Source organism: Escherichia sp. 10290, assembly GCF_030295155.1.
Taxonomy (GTDB): Bacteria; Pseudomonadota; Gammaproteobacteria; order Enterobacterales; family Enterobacteriaceae; genus Escherichia; species Escherichia coli_F.
Window position 1 is genome coordinate 4,549,582 of sequence record NZ_AP025741.1, and the last position, 18,472, is coordinate 4,568,053.

The window sequence follows — 18,472 nt, forward strand, 5'->3', positions numbered from 1 at the left end:
CTTCATCGGTTAACCCGCAAAAATCGGCAACATCAAATACAGCTTAATCACCAGCGCATTGACAATATCGATAAAGAACGCACCAACCATCGGCACGACCAGGAACGCCATGTGCGACGGGCCAAAACGTTCGGTGATTGCTTGCATGTTGGCGATTGCCGTTGGCGTTGCACCAAGGCCAAAACCACAGTGACCCGCTGCCAGCACTGCCGCATCGTAGTTTTTACCCATCATGCGCCAGGTGACGAAAATGGCATACAACGCCATGAAGATGGTCTGTACCACCAGAATCGCCAGCATCGGCAGCGCCAGCGAAGCCAGCTCCCATAGTTTCAGCCCCATCAGCGCCATCGCCAGGAACAACGACAGACTTACGTTACCCAGAACGGATACCGCACGCTCAAAAACGCGATAAAAGCCCATCATTGACAGACCGTTGCTCAGAATCACGCCAACAAACAACACACAAACGAAGGTTGGCAGTTCAAAAGCGGTGCCAGCCAAAAGTTGCGCAACGATCTTCCCCACCGTCAGACAGATAGCAATCAACGCGATAGTTTCAATCAGCACCAGCGAGGTGATCATGCGGCCCACATCCGGCTTTTCGAACGCCGTCGGGACTTCCTGGTCATCCGGAATACCGTTCGGTGTAGTGGAGTGTTTCACCAGATAGCGCGCCACCGGACCGCCAATCAAGCCGCCCAGCACCAAACCGAACGTTGCACAGGCCATCGCCACTTCCGTCGCATTGGTGAAGCCATAACGTTCAATGAACAATTTACTCCAGGCAGCACCCGTACCGTGACCGCCCGAAAGCGTAATAGAACCGGCCAGCAGCCCCATCAGTGGATCAAGCCCTAACAGGCTAGCCATACCAATGCCAATGGCATTTTGCATCACCAATAGGCCAACAACCACAATCAGGAAAATACCAACCACACGCCCACCAGCGCGCAGACTGGCAATGTTGGCGTTCAGGCCAATGGTGGCGAAGAAAGCCAGCATTAACGGATCGCGCAGGGACATATCAAAGTTGACTTCCCAGCCCATGCTTTTTTTCAGTACCAGTAGCGCCAGCGCCACCAACAAACCACCCGCAACAGGTTCCGGTATGGTGTATTTCTTCAAAAAGGAGACGGAATGGACCAACTTACGCCCGAGCAGCAACGTCAGCGTTGCAGCAACAAGCGTTGCTAAAGTATCGAGATGAAACATAGTTACTCCTTTGTATCCGCATCACTCTTTCATACTCGTCATACTTCATCGCGCAGTGGCACCTTCATGAAATATGACGGGTATCGAGTCATGCTTTCCTGGGTCAAATTCTCAGCTGTTAATGAACAAATGGCATGGATTTTAAGCAGAAAAATACCAAAAGTTATATAAAAAAGTGCATTTATCTCATTTAAATATTTAGAAGAAGGTGTAGCAAACGTTTGCTTTTCTCTTTTGCTCAGCTAAAATGCCCGCTTTGCTTCCACGGGATTGTTTTCGATGTCTGTTTCCACCCTCGAGTCAGAAAATGCGCAACCGGTTGCGCAGACTCAAAACAGCGAACTGATTTACCGTCTTGAAGATCGTCCGCCGCTTCCTCAAACTCTGTTTGCCGCCTGTCAGCATCTGCTGGCGATGTTCGTTGCGGTGATCACGCCAGCGCTATTAATCTGCCAGGCGCTGGGTTTACCGGCACAAGACACGCAACACATTATTAGTATGTCGCTGTTTGCCTCCGGTGTGGCGTCGATTATTCAAATTAAGGCCTGGGGTCCGGTTGGCTCCGGGCTGTTGTCTATTCAGGGCACCAGCTTCAACTTTGTTGCCCCGCTGATTATGGGCGGCACAGCGCTGAAGACCGGTGGTGCTGATGTTCCTACCATGATGGCGGCTTTGTTCGGCACGTTGATGCTGGCAAGTTGCACCGAGATGGTGATCTCCCGTGTTCTGCATCTGGCGCGCCGCATTATTACGCCGCTGGTTTCTGGCGTTGTGGTGATGATTATCGGCCTGTCGCTAATTCAGGTTGGGCTAACATCCATTGGCGGCGGTTACGCAGCCATGAGCGATAACACCTTCGGCGCACCGAAAAATCTGTTGCTGGCAGGCGTGGTCTTGGCCTTAATTATCCTGCTTAACCGTCAGCGTAACCCATATTTGCGCGTGGCTTCACTGGTGATTGCGATGGCGGCAGGATATGCGCTGGCGTGGTTTATGGGCATGTTGCCAGAAAGCAACGAACCGATGACGCAAGAACTGATTATGGTGCCATCCCCGCTCTACTACGGTCTTGGCATTGAATGGAGCCTGCTGCTGCCGCTGATGCTGGTCTTTATGATCACTTCGCTGGAAACTATTGGCGATATCACGGCGACGTCTGACGTTTCCGAACAGCCTGTATCCGGTCCGCTGTACATGAAACGCCTGAAAGGCGGCGTGCTGGCAAACGGCCTGAACTCGTTTGTTTCGGCGGTGTTTAACACTTTCCCGAATTCCTGCTTCGGGCAGAACAACGGTGTGATCCAGTTGACCGGTGTTGCCAGCCGCTATGTCGGTTTTGTCGTCGCGCTGATGTTGATCGTGCTGGGTCTGTTCCCGGCAGTGAGCGGTTTTGTACAACACATTCCAGAACCGGTTCTGGGCGGTGCAACGCTTGTAATGTTTGGCACCATCGCCGCCTCCGGTGTGCGTATCGTTTCTCGTGAGCCGCTGAACCGTCGGGCGATTCTGATTATCGCGCTGTCGCTGGCGGTCGGTCTGGGCGTGTCTCAGCAGCCGCTGATTTTGCAGTTTGCCCCTGAATGGCTGAAAAACCTGCTCTCCTCCGGGATCGCCGCGGGCGGTATTACTGCCATCGTGCTGAATCTGATTTTCCCACCAGAAAAACAGTAATTCACTGGCGGCGGTAAGATAATTACCGCCGTAGTCTCACCTCTTTCACCATTCCCGCCTTGAGGATTGCGCGTAAATCGTGCATAACTCCCTTATGTGCATTTCACGGGATGGAAGACCATGAAATTTATTGGGAAGCTGCTTCTCTACATTCTCATCGCTCTGTTAGTGGCGATCGCTGGCCTCTATTTCCTTCTGCAAACCCGCTGGGGAGCAGAACATATCAGCGCATGGGTTTCCGATAATAGCGACTATCATCTGGCCTTCGGGGCGATGGATCACCGTTTTTCCGCGCCATCTCATATCGTGCTGGAGAACGTCACGTTTGGTCGTGATGGTCAGCCCGCTACCCTGGTGGCAAAAAGTGTCGACATTGCGCTAAGCAGTCGGCAACTGACCGAACCACGCCATGTCGATACCATCCTGCTGGAAAACGGGACGCTGAATCTCACCGACCAGACCGCGCCGCTGCCGTTCAAAGCCGATCGTCTGCAACTGCGTGATATGGCGTTTAATAGCCCGAATAGCGAATGGAAACTGAGCGCGCAACGGGTAAATGGCGGCGTGGTTCCGTGGTCACCAGAAGCCGGTAAAGTGCTGGGTACGAAGGCGCAAATTCAATTCAGCGCCGGATCGCTTTCGCTCAATGATGTTCCTGCCACCAATGTACTGATTGAAGGCAGTATTGATAACGATCGCGTTACGCTGACTAACCTGGGTGCCGACATCGCCCGCGGGACATTAACCGGAAACGCGCAGCGTAACGCCGACGGCAGCTGGCAAGTGGAAAATCTGCGGCTGGCGGATATCCGTCTACAAAGCGAAAAATCGCTAACCGACTTCTTTGCGCCATTACGCTCTGTCCCGTCGTTGCAGATTGGTCGCCTGGAAGTCATTGACGCTCGTCTGCAAGGTCCGGACTGGGCGGTGACCGACCTCGATCTCAGCTTGCGCAACATGACCTTCAGTAAAGATGACTGGCAGACACAGGAAGGCAAACTGTCGATGAACGCCAGCGAGTTCATTTATGGTTCGCTGCATTTATTTGACCCGATTATAAACGCGGAATTTTCCCCGCAGGGCGTAGCACTGCGCCAGTTCACCAGCCGCTGGGAAGGGGGCATGGTCAGAACGTCAGGGAACTGGTTGCGTGACGGGAAAATGTTGATCCTTGATGATGCGGCAATTGCCGGACTGGAATATACCTTGCCAAAAAACTGGCAACAGTTATGGATGGAAACGACACCCGGTTGGTTAAACAGCCTGCAACTGAAGAGATTTAGCGCCAGCCGCAATCTGATCATTGATATCGACCCTGACTTCCCGTGGCAGCTCACCGCGCTCGATGGTTACGGTGCCAATCTGACGCTGGTTACCGATCATAAATGGGGCGTCTGGAGTGGCTCGGCGAATCTGAATGCCGCCGCCGCAACGTTTAATCGTGTTGATGTCCGTCGTCCGTCGCTGGCGCTAACTGCCAACAGCAGCACGGTGAATATCAGCGAACTGAGTGCATTTACTGAAAAAGGCATTCTGGAAGCCACCGCCAGTGTTTCACAAACGCCACAACGTCAGACCCATATCAGCCTGAATGGACGCGGTGTGCCGGTGAATATTTTGCAACAGTGGGGATGGCCTGAACTACCGTTGACTGGCGACGGCAATATTCAGCTTACCGCCAGTGGCGATATTCAGGTCAATGTCCCGCTGAAACCTACGGTTAGCGGGCAATTGCATGCCGTGAATGCCGCAAAGCAGCAAGTGACTCAAACCATGAATGCGGGCGTAGTTTCCAGTGGTGAAGTTACGTCGACGGAGCCGGTGCAGTAAAAGTCAATTTCGCCGGGTACGCTCAGACATACCCGGCATTTCTTCAATAGATTACAACGTGATTGTCAGCAAGTTAGCCGCTGGCATCACCACTACCCCCAACTCACTTTCAGCCTGCGAACCGCCTTGCAGACCATTTACTTTCACAACATTGCGCAAGCACAGCGTCCAGTTCTTCACCACGCCCGCACCATTCACAGTAATTGTGTTGCCAGTACGCGCCGCTTTCAGGGTGAAAAGAACGGAACCATCGGCAGCGGGCACTTCACAGATGGCTTCATGCCCGTCTTGCAGATTAAAGAGCTGGAATGCCGTGCCTTCGTGCCACGCGTAATCGGGACGTTGCTCGTTGTTGCCCAGCGCCAGTAGGGTGTTATCACGCACATAAACGGGCAGACTCAGGAAGCCGTGCTGCTGTTTATGCCAGCGACTACCATCGAGTTCATCGTTGTGCCACAGGTGTGTCCAGCGACCTTCCGGCAAGTAGAACTGCACATCGCCCGATTCAGTGAACACCGGAGCAACCATCACGTTGTCGCCTAACATGTATTGACGGTCAAGGTAATCACAAGCCGGATCGTCCGGAAACTCCATCATCATGGCCCGCATCATCGGCGTACCCCGCGCGTTCGCACGAGCAGCCTCACGATACAGATACGGCATCATGCGGCATTTCAGTTGCGTGAAGAAGCGCACCACATCACAGGACTCATCATCATAGGCCCACGGCACACGATAAGATTTGCTGCCGTGTAAACGGCTATGGCTGGAGAGCAAACCAAACGCGCACCAGCGTTTGTAAACGTGCGCCGGAGCGGTATTCTCAAAGCCGCCGATATCGTGGCTCCAGAAACCAAAACCTGAAAGGCCAATAGACAAACCACCGCGCAGGCTTTCCGCCATTGATTCGTAGTTAGCGTAACAGTCGCCACCCCAATGTACCGGGAATTTCTGCGCACCGACGGAGGCCGAGCGGGCAAACAAGACGGCTTCTTCCTCGCCGACGGTTTCCTTGAGCACGTTCCACACCAGTTCGTTGTAGATGTACGCATAATGGTTATGCATTTTCTGCGGATCGGAACCGTCAAACCATTGAACATCGGTTGGAATACGTTCGCCAAAGTCGGTCTTAAAGCAATCAACGCCCATCGCGACCAGACCTTTCAGTTTGTCGGCGTACCATTTGCAGGCATCCGGATTGGTAAAGTCATAAATCGCCAGACCTGGCTGCCATTTATCCCACTGCCACAGCGAACCGTCCGGGCGTTTGAGTAAATAACCTTTCTCTTGTAACTCTTTAAAGACAGGGGATTTTTGCCCGATATAGGGGTTAATCCAGACGCAGATTTTCAGCCCTTTCGCTTTCAGGCGGCGGATCATCCCTTCCGGGTCCGGGAAGGTCAGCGGATCCCACTCAAAATCGCACCACTGGAAGGCTTTCATCCAGAAACAGTCAAAGTGGAAAACATGCAGTGGCAGATTGCGTTCCGCCATACCATCGATAAAGCTGTTTACCGTCGCTTCGTCGTAGTTGGTGGTAAATGAAGTGGTTAGCCACAGGCCGAAGGACCACGCGGGCGGCAGCGCCGGACGACCAGTAAAACGGGTATAACGATCAAGTACCGCTTTCGGCGTCGGGCCGTCGATAACAAAGTATTCGAGATATTCACTCTCAACGCTGAACTGCACTTTGGAGACTTTCTCCGATCCCACTTCAAAAGAGACGCATTGGGGATGATTGACCAGTACACCATAACCACGGTTAGTCATATAGAACGGGATATTTTTATACGCCTGTTCAGTACTTGTGCCGCCGTCCCGGTTCCAGGTCTCTACCGTCTGGCCATTGCGCACCAGGGCAGTAAAGCGCTCTCCCAGACCGTAAACTGTTTCGCCAACGCCAAGATCCAGCCGCTCAAACATATAATTTCGTTGATTATTCGTGTCCTGCACGTAGCCATTATTTTTCACCTGACTACCGGTAATACGTTCGCCGTTGCGCAGAAAATCCAGTGACCAGAACTCACCTTTGCTGACACGCGCACTTAAGTTGCCACTTTTAAACTCAGCGTAACGTTCTGTGTTTTCGATTGTGACCTTCACGTCCTGCAAAATATTGAGCGGGTAATGAGGACCGTTATTCAGCGCCCCCTGAAAATGCTCAATCCGTACACCGACAATACCTTCCTGTGGGGAGAAAAAGCGCAGCGTAAATAAAGGCGTATCAAGCTGCCAGGTACGTTCACGCACATCACGGGGGGCAGCATAGACCACCATTTCATTACCCTGCGGTTCAACCTCGAACACCTGAAGCGGGTGAATCAAATTGAGGCCAGGTTGAATCAACCAGTTTCCGTCGCTAATTTTCATTGCCGTTCCTTAGTTCTGCACTTCTTGAGAGGTGAATTGTTGCTGGCAACGGCGTTTGCCCTGGGCCAGCTGTTCCATAACGGTTTTCAGATTGTGCGTCGTGAGTGAGTAGTAGCGTTTAGCGATAATCGCGCTCAGCAAGTAACAGATCGCCGGAACAATCGTGAATAGCGCGATAATGATGCTAATCGTGGCACTGTTCTGCGCTTTTTCTGCCGCATCATATCCGCCATAAGCCAGCATCCAGCCGATAAGAGCGCCGCCGAAGGCCAACCCCAGTTTGAGCACAAACAACGTGCCAGCAAAACTGATCCCGGTCAGGCGTTTACCATTGCACCACTCGCCGTAGTCGACGGTATCGGACATCATTACCCACTGGATAGGTGTCACCAGTTGATGCAACACACCAATCACGAAGATGAAGACAAACATGGTGATGCTGGCCTGCATAGGAACAAAGAACATCGCCAGGCTAATCACTGCCAGCAGGGCGTTCGTCCACCAGAAGATAGTGACTTTACATTTCCAGTCGGTCAGCGGTTTCGCCAGTGCGGAACCAATCAGGTTACCCACGCAATAAGTGGTAAGAAAAGCGACAAACACTTCCGGCGTACCCAAAATCCATGTGACGTAATACATCATCGCCCCGCCGCGTACGCACACCGCCAGAATATTGAAAATGGTCAGGAAACCGACAATACGCCACTGGTCGTTTTGCCAGATATCACGTAAATCTTCCCGCATAGACGTCGTTGTAGGTGGTGCTTCAACGCGTTCTTTAGTGGTGAAGAAACAAAATGCCAGCATCATAAATGCCACCACGGAAAGGACCGCGATACCGCCCTGGAAACCGAGTGGTTTATTATCACCACCAATTAAATTAACCAGCGGCATCATCAGCACAGTAGAGAGCATGCCTCCCGCGGTCGCCAGCACAAAACGCCAGGATTGCAGCGAGATACGCTGAGTCGGGTCATTGGTGATTACACCACCCAATGCGCAGTAAGGGATATTGACGACGGTATAAAGTAAGGTAAGTAGGGTGTAAGTAATTGCTGCATAAATCATTTTTCCGTTCATACTGAGATCTGGCGTGCTATAGGCCAGTACACAGACGATCCCGAATGGCAGTGCGCCAAACAGTACCCATGGACGAAATTTACCCCAGCGAGAGCGCGTTCGATCGGCCAACAACCCCATGCAAGGATCGGAAATCGCATCCAGTGCACGAGCGACCAAAAACATGGTTCCGACAAATCCGGCAGGAATGCCAAAAATATCGGTATAAAAGAACATCATATATAACATTACGTTATCGAAAATAATGTGGCTGGCGGCGTCTCCCATGCCATAACCAATTTTCTCTTTAACGGACAACACTTCACTCTTCATCTGCTTTTCCTTGATGCTATAGGGGTGCTGAGACCGATAACGCATTTTGTAAACCATCCCTGTGAGAGCGAATATTCCGATATCTGGTTATTAATTTATGATTCTTGTTTTATGTGATCGTGGTAGCGTAAATTACGCTCATATATCATTGTAAAGTATGGGTTTTATATGAACTATAATGTTTTCGTGATAATACGCTGAATGTATTAGGCGGAAAAAACTGATCTGGGGGATGTAGAAACTCAAGGAAGTAGCTATAATGCGCCCCGCCTCCATGTAGCAATCGAGGCGCGGAAGATCGTCGTCTCCGGTGAGGCGGCTGGACTTCAAATCCAGTTGGGGCCGCCAGCGGTCCCGGGCAGGTTCGACTCCTGTGATCTTCCGCCAATTTGCCTCTACTGACGTTTTCCAATCCCTTGTAATACAGTCAATCCAGATATTTTCTACTGCTCAATATTTAATCGGCTTCAGGAATACCTGATCAAAGGTTTTGTGATGGACGATGAGCGACTGAAGAATCCGTCTGTCGGTTCTTCTGTCCTCGAACGCATCCGCGATATTCGCGCCAGCATGCGCCGTGTTTATTTGCAGGTGATTTGCCCCCCTGCTGACTCTCAGCCAACTGTATCGCCATTAAGGTGAAGATGTTGTTTTACACGCCCCAAAACACCCTTTTTTTATACGACGATTCTATTCCTTTAACCGCTGGCGAAAAAAAATGACCTATAAACTTCACCAATAATCAGACTGCCATCAAGATTAATTTTTTCATTTAATATATCAAATAAACTTGTTTTATTTTTACTATCAAAAATAGCTCATTGCCTTACTATAATTAATATATAAATTCGGTGATTAATTCTTAACATGCTTTTGCTAATAATCTCAATTGCTGGCCCTATAATATTGCGCTAGCATTGCTTTCTGGTGGTATCAGCGATACTCAAAAATTCTTAATATAATACTCATTCGACTGGTACTTATTTGTAACTCAGTTATATTTTGTCGCCCGGTGATTCAGAAGAATGCAAAAAATGGCTACCACTCCATCAAAAATACTTGATCTCACTGCCGCGGCATTTTTACTTGTCGCCTTTCTGACTGGTATTGCGGGCGCTCTCCAGACTCCCACCCTAAGTATATTCCTCGCAGATGAACTGAAAGCCCGTCCTATAATGGTAGGTTTTTTCTTCACCGGTAGCGCTATTATGGGAATTCTGGTCAGTCAATTTCTGGCAAGGCACTCCGATAAACAAGGCGACCGTAAATTACTGATCCTGCTATGTTGCTTATTTGGAGTGTTGGCCTGCACTCTTTTTGCGTGGAATCGCAACTACTTCATTCTCCTCTCTACGGGCGTACTTCTGAGTAGTTTTGCTTCCACTGCAAACCCGCAAATGTTCGCCCTCGCCCGTGAACACGCCGACAGAACAGGCCGTGAGACGGTCATGTTCAGTACATTTTTACGTGCTCAGATCTCGCTTGCCTGGGTTATCGGGCCACCGCTCGCTTATGAGCTGGCAATGGGATTTAGTTTTAAAGTGATGTATCTCACCGCTGCCATCGCATTTGTTATTTGCGGGCTGATAGTCTGGTTGTTTTTGCCATCAATACAAAGAAATATTCCTGTCGTTACCCAACCCGTAGAAATTTTACCCTCCATCCATAGAAAGCGGGATACACGGCTACTTTTTGTAGTCTGTTCAATGATGTGGGCGGCGAATAATCTCTACATGATAAATATGCCGCTATTTATTATTGATGAACTGCATCTAACCGATAAACTGGCTGGAGAAATGATTGGTATTGCTGCCGGTCTGGAAATTCCGATGATGTTAATCGCAGGCTATTACATGAAACGTATTGGCAAGCGACTATTAATGCTCATTGCTATCGTGAGTGGTATGTGTTTTTACGCCAGCGTACTCATGGCGACGACTCCGGCAGTTGAGCTGGAATTGCAAATTCTAAATGCCATTTTCCTTGGTATTCTCTGTGGTATCGGCATGCTTTATTTTCAGGATCTGATGCCTGAAAAAATAGGCTCTGCGACAACGTTATATGCAAATACCTCACGCGTCGGCTGGATTATCGCCGGCTCTGTTGACGGAATTATGGTTGAAATCTGGAGCTACCACGCGTTGTTCTGGCTGGCGATAGGGATGTTGGGTATTGCGATGATTTGCCTGCTGTTTATTAAAGATATTTAGCTCACCAGTCTGAGCTAAGAAAAATCGGCGTGGCGCAAACAGAGCCATCCTCGCCATTTTTGCTATCATGCCTGCATACATAAACGACAAAACAGTATGCAGAGGGAAAAATGGGTTCCACCAGAAAGGGGATGCTGAACGTTCTGATTGCCGCCGTGTTGTGGGGAAGTTCAGGGGTCTGCGCGCAATACATCATGGAGCAAAGCCAGATGTCGTCGCAGTTTTTGACTATGACGCGTTTGATATTCGCCGGTTTGATTCTGCTGACGCTATCATTTGTTCATGGTGATAAAATCTTTTCTATTATTAACAATCACAAAGATGCCATTAGCCTACTGATTTTTTCCGTGGTTGGCGCGCTAACCGTACAGCTCACTTTTTTGCTAACCATCGAAAAATCGAACGCAGCCACGGCAACGGTGCTGCAATTCCTCTCACCGACGATTATCGTCGCCTGGTTCTCACTGGTGCGTAAATCCCGCCCGGGCATTCTGGTTTTTTGCGCTATTTTGACATCGCTGATCGGGACTTTTTTATTGGTGACACACGGTAATCCGACGTCATTATCGATCTCTCCGGCCGCGTTATTCTGGGGCATTGCCTCGGCATTTGCTGCTGCATTCTATACCACCTATCCCTCAACGCTGATTGCCCGCTATGGCACGTTACCGGTCGTCGGCTGGAGTATGCTCATTGGTGGTCTGATCCTGCTGCCATTTTATGCCAGACAAGGGACAAATTTTGTGGTTAATGGCAGTTTGATTCTGGCGTTTTTTTATTTGGTGGTCATTGGTACGTCCCTGACATTTAGTCTGTACCTGAAAGGAGCACAATTAATTGGCGGTCCAAAAGCCAGCATTTTAAGCTGTGCAGAACCATTAAGTAGCGCGCTGCTCTCTTTGCTGTTGCTGGGGATCACATTCACATTGCCGGACTGGCTGGGCACACTGCTGATTCTGTCATCGGTGATTTTGATTTCAATGGATTCCCGTCGCCGCGCCAGAAAAATAAATCGTCCGGCGCGGCATGAGTGAGAATTACCAGCCAGGCACCGCGCCACCGTTAAAGATGGTTTCTGCCGCTTTAGCGACTTCGGGCGATTGATAAGATTGCAGAAATTCCTTCACGTTTTCTGCATTCTTATTATCTTCCCGTGCCACCAGAATATTCACATACGGCGAATTCTTATCTTCAATAAATACGCTGTCGTGCACCGGAGAAAGCCCGGTCTGCTGAATGTAAGTGGTGCTGATAATCGCCACATCAACTTTGGGATCATCCAGTACGCGCGGGAGCTGCGCCCCCTCGAGTTCCATAATCTGCAAATGACGAGGATTCTCGGTTATATCCAGCGCGGTAGGTAGTAACCCTTTTCCCTCTTTCAGAGTAATTAGCTTCTCTTTTTGCAACAGTAAAAGCGCGCGACCAAGGTTGGTCGGGTCGTTGGGGATCGCCACTGTCGCGCCTTCTTTTATTTGCGCCACGGTTTTGATTTTTTTGGAATAACCCGCCATGGGGAAGACAAATGTATTTCCCACCGCTACCAGTTTATAACCATGCGCCTGATTATCTTGTTCAAGAAAGGGTCGATGCTGGAAGACGTTCGCATCAAGCTCGCCATGATTTGTCGCATCGTTCGGTAGCAACGAACCGCTAAATCCTACCAGTTCAACATCGAGGCCATATTTCTCTTTTGCCACCTTTTTAGCGACTTCCGCGACATCTTGTTCTGCGCCATTAATAACGCCCACTTTAATGTGCTTTTCATCGCTGCTGCTCTGGTCGCAACCTGCCAGCAGAATTCCTGCCAGTAATAATGCGGCCCCCGCCCGTAGATGATGTGTTGTCAGTTTCATTTTTTATCCTTTTTTTAATCGTTAACTGACTATAATGGCAAGATCACTACGATTTAAAAAACGAAAAGCTATCGAATAGAAGAAAAAGGTATATAAAACTGGCACTTCTTACTGACCACGCAAACACCTTTCGTACAGCATGATGAGAGCGGCAAAAGCAAACTACACTTATGCTTCATTCGATGCACATTTACAGAAGGTTGCAGCTATGAAGCCAACGATGCTACTCATGATTACCGTATTCCTGACTTTCCCAGCCATTTCTCAGGCCGAGTCGCCATTCAGTTCTCTACAGTCGGCAAAAGAAAAGACCACGGTATTGCAAGATTTACGTAAAATTTGCACGCCACAGGCGTCATTATCAGACGAAGCGTGGGAAAAATTAATGTTGTCTGATGAGAGTAACAAACAACATATCCGCGAAGCTATTGTGGCGATGGAGCGTAATAATCAGAATAACTACTGGGAAGCGCTGGGTAAGGTGGAATGCCCGGATATGTGAATTTCGCACACCTCCGCGCTCAGGCCAGCAGCCACTGACGTACGCTCGCACATCAGTAAATCACCTGCTTTTTCAAATTCCAATCAGAATTGAACCCGTTCATCAGGATTGTGGATAAAATTCCCTCTACATTATTTTCATTTCATCACATAGAAAATCTTATCTCATTGAAACAATACTTGTTTTTAATGCAGAAAAGGAAGTCCAACGGATGGGCATAAAAATGAGCGAATTTTGATATCACCACCCTCTAAAAAATGGTGAAGTCTGAACAAAGAATGTTCGAAAGGAGAGAGTAGAGATGGAAAGCGCAAATCTGGATTTAGAAGAAAATAAAGAAATTGCCAGTAAGTTCGAACGTGCATTAGGTATGGGAGCAACGCTTGCAGAACTGCATGGCATAACCCCGGATACCCTTGAAGGCGTTTATGCTTACGCTTATAACTTTTATGAAAAAGGAAGACTTGACGAAGCTGAACTCTTTTTTAAATTTCTCTGTATTTATGATTTCCAAAATTATAATTATTTAAAGGGATATGCCGCCGTCTGTCAGTTGAAGAAAGATTATCAAAAGGCATTCGACATGTATCATATCTGTTTGATGCTATCTCCCGATAACGATTTCTCTTTGGTTTATTATATGGGCCAATGCCAGATGGGCTTAAAAAACATTAAAATGGCCACGGAGTTATTTAATACAGTAGTAACCTACAGTCAAAATGAAAAAGTTAAAGAGATGGCTAATGCTTATCTTGAACTCTTGACAGCCAATTCCGAAGAGGAAGTTCAAACAGAGTGAGTCGGCAAAATGAACATAAACGGAAAAAACTCTTCTTTTACGCCTGAAGAGTTAATCAGGAAATATCATGAGGAAGCCCCGGTTGATTTAAAAAATAACCATGGCGATAAAATAAATGAGAAGAATAACAATAAACACATTACTTACTTTCCCGTTGATGCCATTTTAGATGGGAATAAACATCTGCCATGAGTTAAATAAAAAAAATTAATTACACCCGATGATAGCTTAAAAAGGAGGTGAATTATGTCGACACCGATTACGGGACAAACGATCACATTTGAACAAATCAGTGAAACATTGCGCACACAGTATAGCGATGCGGAAAAAAGACTGCAGGACAGCAACAAAACGCAAGTTGATCCCATGCGGCTTAATAAAAACCCGAAGTCCCTTGATAACGATATTCGCGCTCGTCTTGAAAACAAACCTATGCTTGCTCCGCCTGAAATGCAGGTTTCAGATTCAGACAACGCCACTACAGCAAAGACGAACGATGCCCGCCTGACGATGATTTTGGGTAATTTATCAGGCATTGCCGATCAGGATATTACTACACGCTTGCATAATAACCTGGACAACACCCTGCTTCGACACGAAATGGCACATAATAAGTTTCGTGAATTAAGCGACGCCTACACCTCATCATTAGATTCCGCGCAAAAAGCCAACGATAATCTGCATCAGGCCAACAATAATTACAATGCAGTCGATAAAAGAGTGCAATCGCTGGAAAAAAAAGTCAACACATTGGATCAAGAGTTGTCGCAACTGCAACCAGACGATCCACAATACAATAAAGTACTGACGCAAAAAAATGCGGCTGAAAAAACACTCACGCTGTCGTTACAAAAAAAATCGTTAGCTGAGAAATCGTTAAATACAGCCATTATGGATGCTGATGCTGCGATCGGCCAAAGTATGGAAGTTTTTGACGAAATTCAACAGCAAGAACAGATTAATAACTTCACCACCAATATTTGCCTGACACAGGAAAACCAGAAAAACAGAAACGCGACAGCCACATTTATCCTTTTGATTACCTCAGTAATGGAAGTTATTGGCGATACAAATTGCGAATCTATTAAAAATCAATCTGAGGTAATGAAAGAAATCAACCATGTCAGGGAAAATAAACTCAATGAAACAGCACATAAATATACTACCACGACTAAAGTTTTAAAAATAGTTAATGAGTGTGTAACTGTAGTTACCTTTGCCGTAAGCGCAGTCTTAATTGTTGTTGGTCTTCTTGCTGCAGTTCCAAGTGGTGGTTCAAGTATTGCGGGTGCATTGGCACTTATTGGAGGAATAGCGGGCGCAGTAGTATTAGGTGTAGATATCACTTGTCAAATCGCTCTGGGCACCACGGCTACCGGCTGGATTTTAGGGAAAGTTGTAGAAGGTCTTTCGGCTGCGATTAAAACAGTTGATCCCACTCTGCTCGCAATCACCGCGCTTCTGGACGTTATTGGTGTCGATCAAGATACGATTGAACTGGTTAAAAGTATTTACGCAAGTGCAGCCGCTTCTATTGTCATGGCGACAGTAATGATTGGTGCAGCTGTAATATGTTCTGTAGCAATAGGGGCCGTTGTTTCTGCATTATCAAAAACAGCCGCCGAAGAAGTCACCAAAGAAATAACAAGCACTATAAAATCAACCATTGAATCAATTATTAATTCAGTTTCAAAAAATATTATAAAGGTATTAGACAGCGTATGCAGCGTGCTACAAACATCAGCCGTAGTGTTGAAGTTGATTGCCAAAATAAGTAATGGCCTGGAGAAAATAGGCTTACTCATCTGTGCAATAGCAACATCGACGATGAATTGTTTTGTTGCTGGAAACTCTGCCGACATGGCAATTTTACAACAGGACATGAGTAATCTATCAAAAACGCGTGAACAAATGCTTTCAGTATTGCAAAGGGTGGATAAAACCGTCGAACAAGAGGTAAGCCAGATGGTACGAGTATTACAACACCGAACTGAAGCCTTAAAATTTGCTTCCCATTCTATCGTATAAGAGGGTTTTAACATGGCCACCTATGAAATTAAAAATGCGTCCAGCACATCTAATATTAACAGTCTTGATAAAACAATCTTTGATAGAGATTATAGTAAAAAAAACAACATACCAAATGATAATAAAATTGTGCAATACTATAACCTTAAAGATATTAATCATGACATAAGCTCTCAGTTTATAATATTAAAAAATACAGACAGAGAAGTCTGTCCGGAACTAAGAGTAAAACTATTGGATAATCTTAATTACTCAAGGAGTACGCTAGATAATTTGAGGGGTGACCTTGACCAAGCTACAATTTCATCCAGTCAATCAAGCAGTTCTGCAGAACAGAGTTCTATTAAAATATCTAAATATAATATCCTTGATATGCTAGATAATTTGACCATGCGACAACAGGCTGTTATGGAGGAATTTTTAAGGGTATTCACATCAATGTATAAAGCCTCTGCTATGTCTGAGGCTATTATGAGCAACGTTTTTGAACAACTTGTCCAGTATCAGAAAACAGAAACCGTACACGCTACAATGGCAAGTTCGGCTGGTGTTCTTGCCGGGTCAACAGTTGGCGCAGCCGGAGCTGCAGCATCTGTTGTAGCAAATTTCAGAAGCCCTCCCGAAAAGATGCAAACCCTTACACCTGATCAGAAGCACACTATCAGTGGAACTGATGATAAAACACAGCGAGGATTAAAAAGGGAAGTTCAAGATCAACAAGCTTATCTCAAGCAAATAGATGAAGAAATAAAAACAACAACGAAAGATACAACACTTGATGAAGAACAAAAAGAAGAGACCCTGAAATATTACGATAAAGAAAAAGAAACTACGGAAGAAAAGATTAGAGATAAAAACGAGCGTATTAGTATAAAACATAACAAAAGATATAATAAATATTTTACTATAGGTAAAGCAGATGTACTTTCACAGCTTGTTAATCAATCAACTCAAGCATCACTTAGAATTCTAGAAAGTACTACTCATGCAGAAAAAGAAATTGTTGAGCAAGCTAAAAATGTGATGCATTCAGTTATGAGTAGCTATCTGGATCAAATTAATCGTGATGTTCAAGGAAGAGATCAGGCACTCAATTTATTACAGCAAATAATACAAACCATTATTGATACTGATAGTGCTATCGTTCAAGGCATTCGCTCATAAATTATTGCAATAATAGTTAATTATATTTAAGGAGGAATGACACATGATTAATAAAGATAATAATTTAAATATAGATATTTTACGTCAGCAGAATGCAAACATTCCTCTTAAAGAGGCATCCTCGCAAAGTGAGGAGCCTCATCAACTGGAAAACAGCAAAAGCGAGGGTAATTTGTATAACAGCGCCAGTAAGGATAATAATATTGGCGCTATGCTCAAGAAAGATGTTGAAAAACTATCAACTTTAGTCAGTGAACGTAGCCCGCGAAATGAAGACTGGAAATGCCAGCATGACATACAACTCAACTTCGTTAAAAACATGCTCAGAAATTTCCCAACTGAGAACCTATCAGAGAAAGGATCTGCGCTCTTACACGAAAGTTATTCGCTGATAAAAAAAGTTCTGCAGCTTACAGAAAATGTTAATACTATTGACGGAAAATTAAAGGATTCCGCTAAAATATTGACCCTGCATAACTCTGTGAGAAAAACCCTGGCTAACGTTGCTCACAACACAACCGGGTCAAGTGCAATGGCAACGACCAAAGGAACCTTAAATCACGCTATCGCTTCTTTAGAGAGTTCTGCGCCTGAAATGAGAAGTTCAGCAACCAGCAGTACTTTAACGGCCAGTAGTTCAAACGAATTTAAAAGTGATAAATATATATGCAGTGATATTGCTGATTTGATGAGTGTGCTCGGTAGCGACTACCTCGAAATTTATGCGAATAGCGTTGAGATAATGAGCGCATACTGGCAGGACTTCAGTGAACATATCCAAAGCAATATGGGAAAATGGACTCACTCTAATAAAAAAGGCGATGCGATAATTTTTGATGTCAATGCATTCCAAAAAGCCTTGATGCATTTTTATTATATCGATAAATATCCTAATGGTGATTTCCACTATCATTACAATCCAGACTATGTTTTATACCCTCCGGCACCTGCTGACAAAATTGGTGTACCACTAGAAGAAGCAGAAAAATGGTGCGCCGCTTTAGGACTTCCGGTAATTCCACCCGATCCCAAACACCGCACACCTTCTCCGATTGTCGAAGTTGAACCACAAGGTAGCGGTTTATATGTTATTATTCCCAACCCTCAGATTATTGACAGTATGAGTCAATCTTCAGATTCAATGGTGCACAGGGATAATAAAGGGAAGGAAAAAAATATATCTAAAGAATTCACCGGTTATGAAATAAGCACAGCTGAATACCAGGCATGGTTAGCGGGTTATAATGGGCAAGCAGAAAACATGAAAACCGATGTGCAGGTTATCACGACTAAATACAGCACAGCCAACTCCACCTACGATACGATTATAAAATTATTATCGTCAACCATTACAGCGTTATTTGATTCAGCGAAAGATTATTTACGTTTCTGATTAAGTAACACCAAATATTATAGTCCACTATCTGGTCTCGTA

Annotated in this window: 14 protein-coding genes, 1 tRNA gene and 1 pseudogene; 12 read left to right on the forward strand and 4 right to left on the reverse strand. The window is 46.4% G+C overall.

The window, feature by feature from the left end; all coding sequences use genetic code 11:
- Positions 1 to 9: 9 nt before the first annotated feature.
- Positions 10 to 1,215, reverse strand: a complete 1,206-nt coding sequence (gene gltS, locus QUE74_RS22895) for a sodium/glutamate symporter (protein WP_000468836.1) — start codon at positions 1,213 to 1,215, stop codon at positions 10 to 12.
- Positions 1,216 to 1,494: 279 nt separating this feature from the next.
- On the opposite strand from gltS, the gene xanP reads away from it, so the two are divergent.
- Positions 1,495 to 2,886 (forward strand): xanthine/proton symporter XanP, encoded by a 1,392-nt coding sequence (gene xanP / locus QUE74_RS22900; RefSeq protein WP_001355049.1) that lies wholly within the window; start codon positions 1,495 to 1,497, stop codon positions 2,884 to 2,886.
- Positions 2,887 to 3,006: 120 nt separating this feature from the next.
- On the forward strand, positions 3,007 to 4,716 hold the full coding sequence (locus QUE74_RS22905) for an AsmA family protein (RefSeq protein WP_001355050.1): 1,710 nt from the start codon (positions 3,007 to 3,009) through the stop codon (positions 4,714 to 4,716).
- 51 nt (positions 4,717 to 4,767) lie between these two features.
- Here the strand turns inward: QUE74_RS22905 and yicI are convergent, their stop codons facing one another.
- Together yicI and QUE74_RS22915 are read right to left on the reverse strand one after the other, a co-directional pair.
- On the reverse strand, positions 4,768 to 7,086 hold the full coding sequence (gene yicI / locus QUE74_RS22910; RefSeq protein ID WP_000702875.1) for an alpha-xylosidase: 2,319 nt from the start codon (positions 7,084 to 7,086) through the stop codon (positions 4,768 to 4,770).
- A 9-nt stretch (positions 7,087 to 7,095) separates the two neighbouring features.
- A complete protein-coding gene (locus tag QUE74_RS22915) occupies positions 7,096 to 8,478 on the reverse strand; it encodes a glycoside-pentoside-hexuronide family transporter (RefSeq protein ID WP_000834430.1) in 1,383 nt (460 codons plus the stop codon).
- Between the two features lie 292 nt (positions 8,479 to 8,770).
- Here QUE74_RS22915 and QUE74_RS22920 point away from each other — a divergent pair.
- From QUE74_RS22920 to QUE74_RS22935, 4 genes and pseudogenes are all read left to right on the forward strand, one after another.
- A tRNA-Sec gene (locus tag QUE74_RS22920) sits at positions 8,771 to 8,865 on the forward strand.
- Positions 8,866 to 8,943: 78 nt separating this feature from the next.
- A pseudogene (gene rhuM / locus QUE74_RS22925) lies at positions 8,944 to 9,105 on the forward strand (RhuM family protein); the annotation flags it as partial.
- 398 nt (positions 9,106 to 9,503) lie between these two features.
- A complete protein-coding gene (locus tag QUE74_RS22930; RefSeq protein WP_001355051.1) occupies positions 9,504 to 10,688 on the forward strand; it encodes a sugar efflux transporter in 1,185 nt (394 codons plus the stop codon).
- Positions 10,689 to 10,798: 110 nt separating this feature from the next.
- A complete protein-coding gene (locus tag QUE74_RS22935; RefSeq protein WP_000535950.1) occupies positions 10,799 to 11,722 on the forward strand; it encodes a carboxylate/amino acid/amine transporter in 924 nt (307 codons plus the stop codon).
- A 3-nt stretch (positions 11,723 to 11,725) separates the two neighbouring features.
- On the opposite strand, the gene nlpA is transcribed toward QUE74_RS22935, so the two are convergent.
- Positions 11,726 to 12,544: a lipoprotein NlpA gene (gene nlpA / locus QUE74_RS22940; RefSeq protein ID WP_000779407.1), complete on the reverse strand. Its 819-nt coding sequence runs from the start codon at positions 12,542 to 12,544 to the stop codon at positions 11,726 to 11,728.
- 208 nt (positions 12,545 to 12,752) lie between these two features.
- Between nlpA and yicS the strand changes: the two genes are divergently transcribed.
- The 6 genes from yicS to QUE74_RS22970 all read left to right on the forward strand — a co-directional run bounded on the left by yicS (position 12,753) and on the right by QUE74_RS22970 (position 18,430).
- The gene (yicS, locus tag QUE74_RS22945) at positions 12,753 to 13,046 is read left to right on the forward strand and encodes a protein YicS (RefSeq protein WP_001306625.1); all 294 of its coding nucleotides are present in this window, start codon (positions 12,753 to 12,755) and stop codon (positions 13,044 to 13,046) included.
- A gap of 301 nt (positions 13,047 to 13,347) precedes the next feature.
- A complete protein-coding gene (locus tag QUE74_RS22950; protein WP_000443167.1) occupies positions 13,348 to 13,845 on the forward strand; it encodes a SycD/LcrH family type III secretion system chaperone in 498 nt (165 codons plus the stop codon).
- Positions 13,846 to 13,854: 9 nt separating this feature from the next.
- Positions 13,855 to 14,037 carry a hypothetical protein gene (locus QUE74_RS22955; RefSeq protein WP_001024524.1) on the forward strand — a complete coding sequence of 61 codons (183 nt, stop codon included), beginning with the start codon at positions 13,855 to 13,857 and terminating at the stop codon, positions 14,035 to 14,037.
- A 54-nt stretch (positions 14,038 to 14,091) separates the two neighbouring features.
- On the forward strand, positions 14,092 to 15,873 hold the full coding sequence (locus tag QUE74_RS22960) for a YopB/SseC family type III secretion system translocon subunit (protein WP_000106736.1): 1,782 nt from the start codon (positions 14,092 to 14,094) through the stop codon (positions 15,871 to 15,873).
- Between the two features lie 12 nt (positions 15,874 to 15,885).
- Positions 15,886 to 17,037: a hypothetical protein gene (locus QUE74_RS22965; RefSeq protein WP_000257044.1), complete on the forward strand. Its 1,152-nt coding sequence runs from the start codon at positions 15,886 to 15,888 to the stop codon at positions 17,035 to 17,037.
- A 43-nt stretch (positions 17,038 to 17,080) separates the two neighbouring features.
- On the forward strand, positions 17,081 to 18,430 hold the full coding sequence (locus QUE74_RS22970) for an IpaD/SipD/SspD family type III secretion system needle tip protein (RefSeq protein ID WP_000608449.1): 1,350 nt from the start codon (positions 17,081 to 17,083) through the stop codon (positions 18,428 to 18,430).
- The last annotated feature ends 42 nt before the right edge of the window (positions 18,431 to 18,472 follow it).

Bases quoted from the DNA above. Each gene is read 5' to 3' on its own strand.
- gltS (WP_000468836.1), bottom strand. From the start codon at position 1,215: ATGTTTCATCTCGATACTTTAGCAACGCTTGTTGCTGCAACGCTGACG.
- xanP (WP_001355049.1), top strand. From the start codon at position 1,495: ATGTCTGTTTCCACCCTCGAGTCAGAAAATGCGCAACCGGTTGCGCAG.
- QUE74_RS22905 (WP_001355050.1), top strand. From the start codon at position 3,007: ATGAAATTTATTGGGAAGCTGCTTCTCTACATTCTCATCGCTCTGTTA.
- yicI (WP_000702875.1), bottom strand. From the start codon at position 7,086: ATGAAAATTAGCGACGGAAACTGGTTGATTCAACCTGGCCTCAATTTG.
- QUE74_RS22915 (WP_000834430.1), bottom strand. From the start codon at position 8,478: ATGAAGAGTGAAGTGTTGTCCGTTAAAGAGAAAATTGGTTATGGCATG.
- QUE74_RS22930 (WP_001355051.1), top strand. From the start codon at position 9,504: ATGCAAAAAATGGCTACCACTCCATCAAAAATACTTGATCTCACTGCC.
- QUE74_RS22935 (WP_000535950.1), top strand. From the start codon at position 10,799: ATGGGTTCCACCAGAAAGGGGATGCTGAACGTTCTGATTGCCGCCGTG.
- nlpA (WP_000779407.1), bottom strand. From the start codon at position 12,544: ATGAAACTGACAACACATCATCTACGGGCGGGGGCCGCATTATTACTG.
- yicS (WP_001306625.1), top strand. From the start codon at position 12,753: ATGAAGCCAACGATGCTACTCATGATTACCGTATTCCTGACTTTCCCA.
- QUE74_RS22950 (WP_000443167.1), top strand. From the start codon at position 13,348: ATGGAAAGCGCAAATCTGGATTTAGAAGAAAATAAAGAAATTGCCAGT.
- QUE74_RS22955 (WP_001024524.1), top strand. From the start codon at position 13,855: ATGAACATAAACGGAAAAAACTCTTCTTTTACGCCTGAAGAGTTAATC.
- QUE74_RS22960 (WP_000106736.1), top strand. From the start codon at position 14,092: ATGTCGACACCGATTACGGGACAAACGATCACATTTGAACAAATCAGT.
- QUE74_RS22965 (WP_000257044.1), top strand. From the start codon at position 15,886: ATGGCCACCTATGAAATTAAAAATGCGTCCAGCACATCTAATATTAAC.
- QUE74_RS22970 (WP_000608449.1), top strand. From the start codon at position 17,081: ATGATTAATAAAGATAATAATTTAAATATAGATATTTTACGTCAGCAG.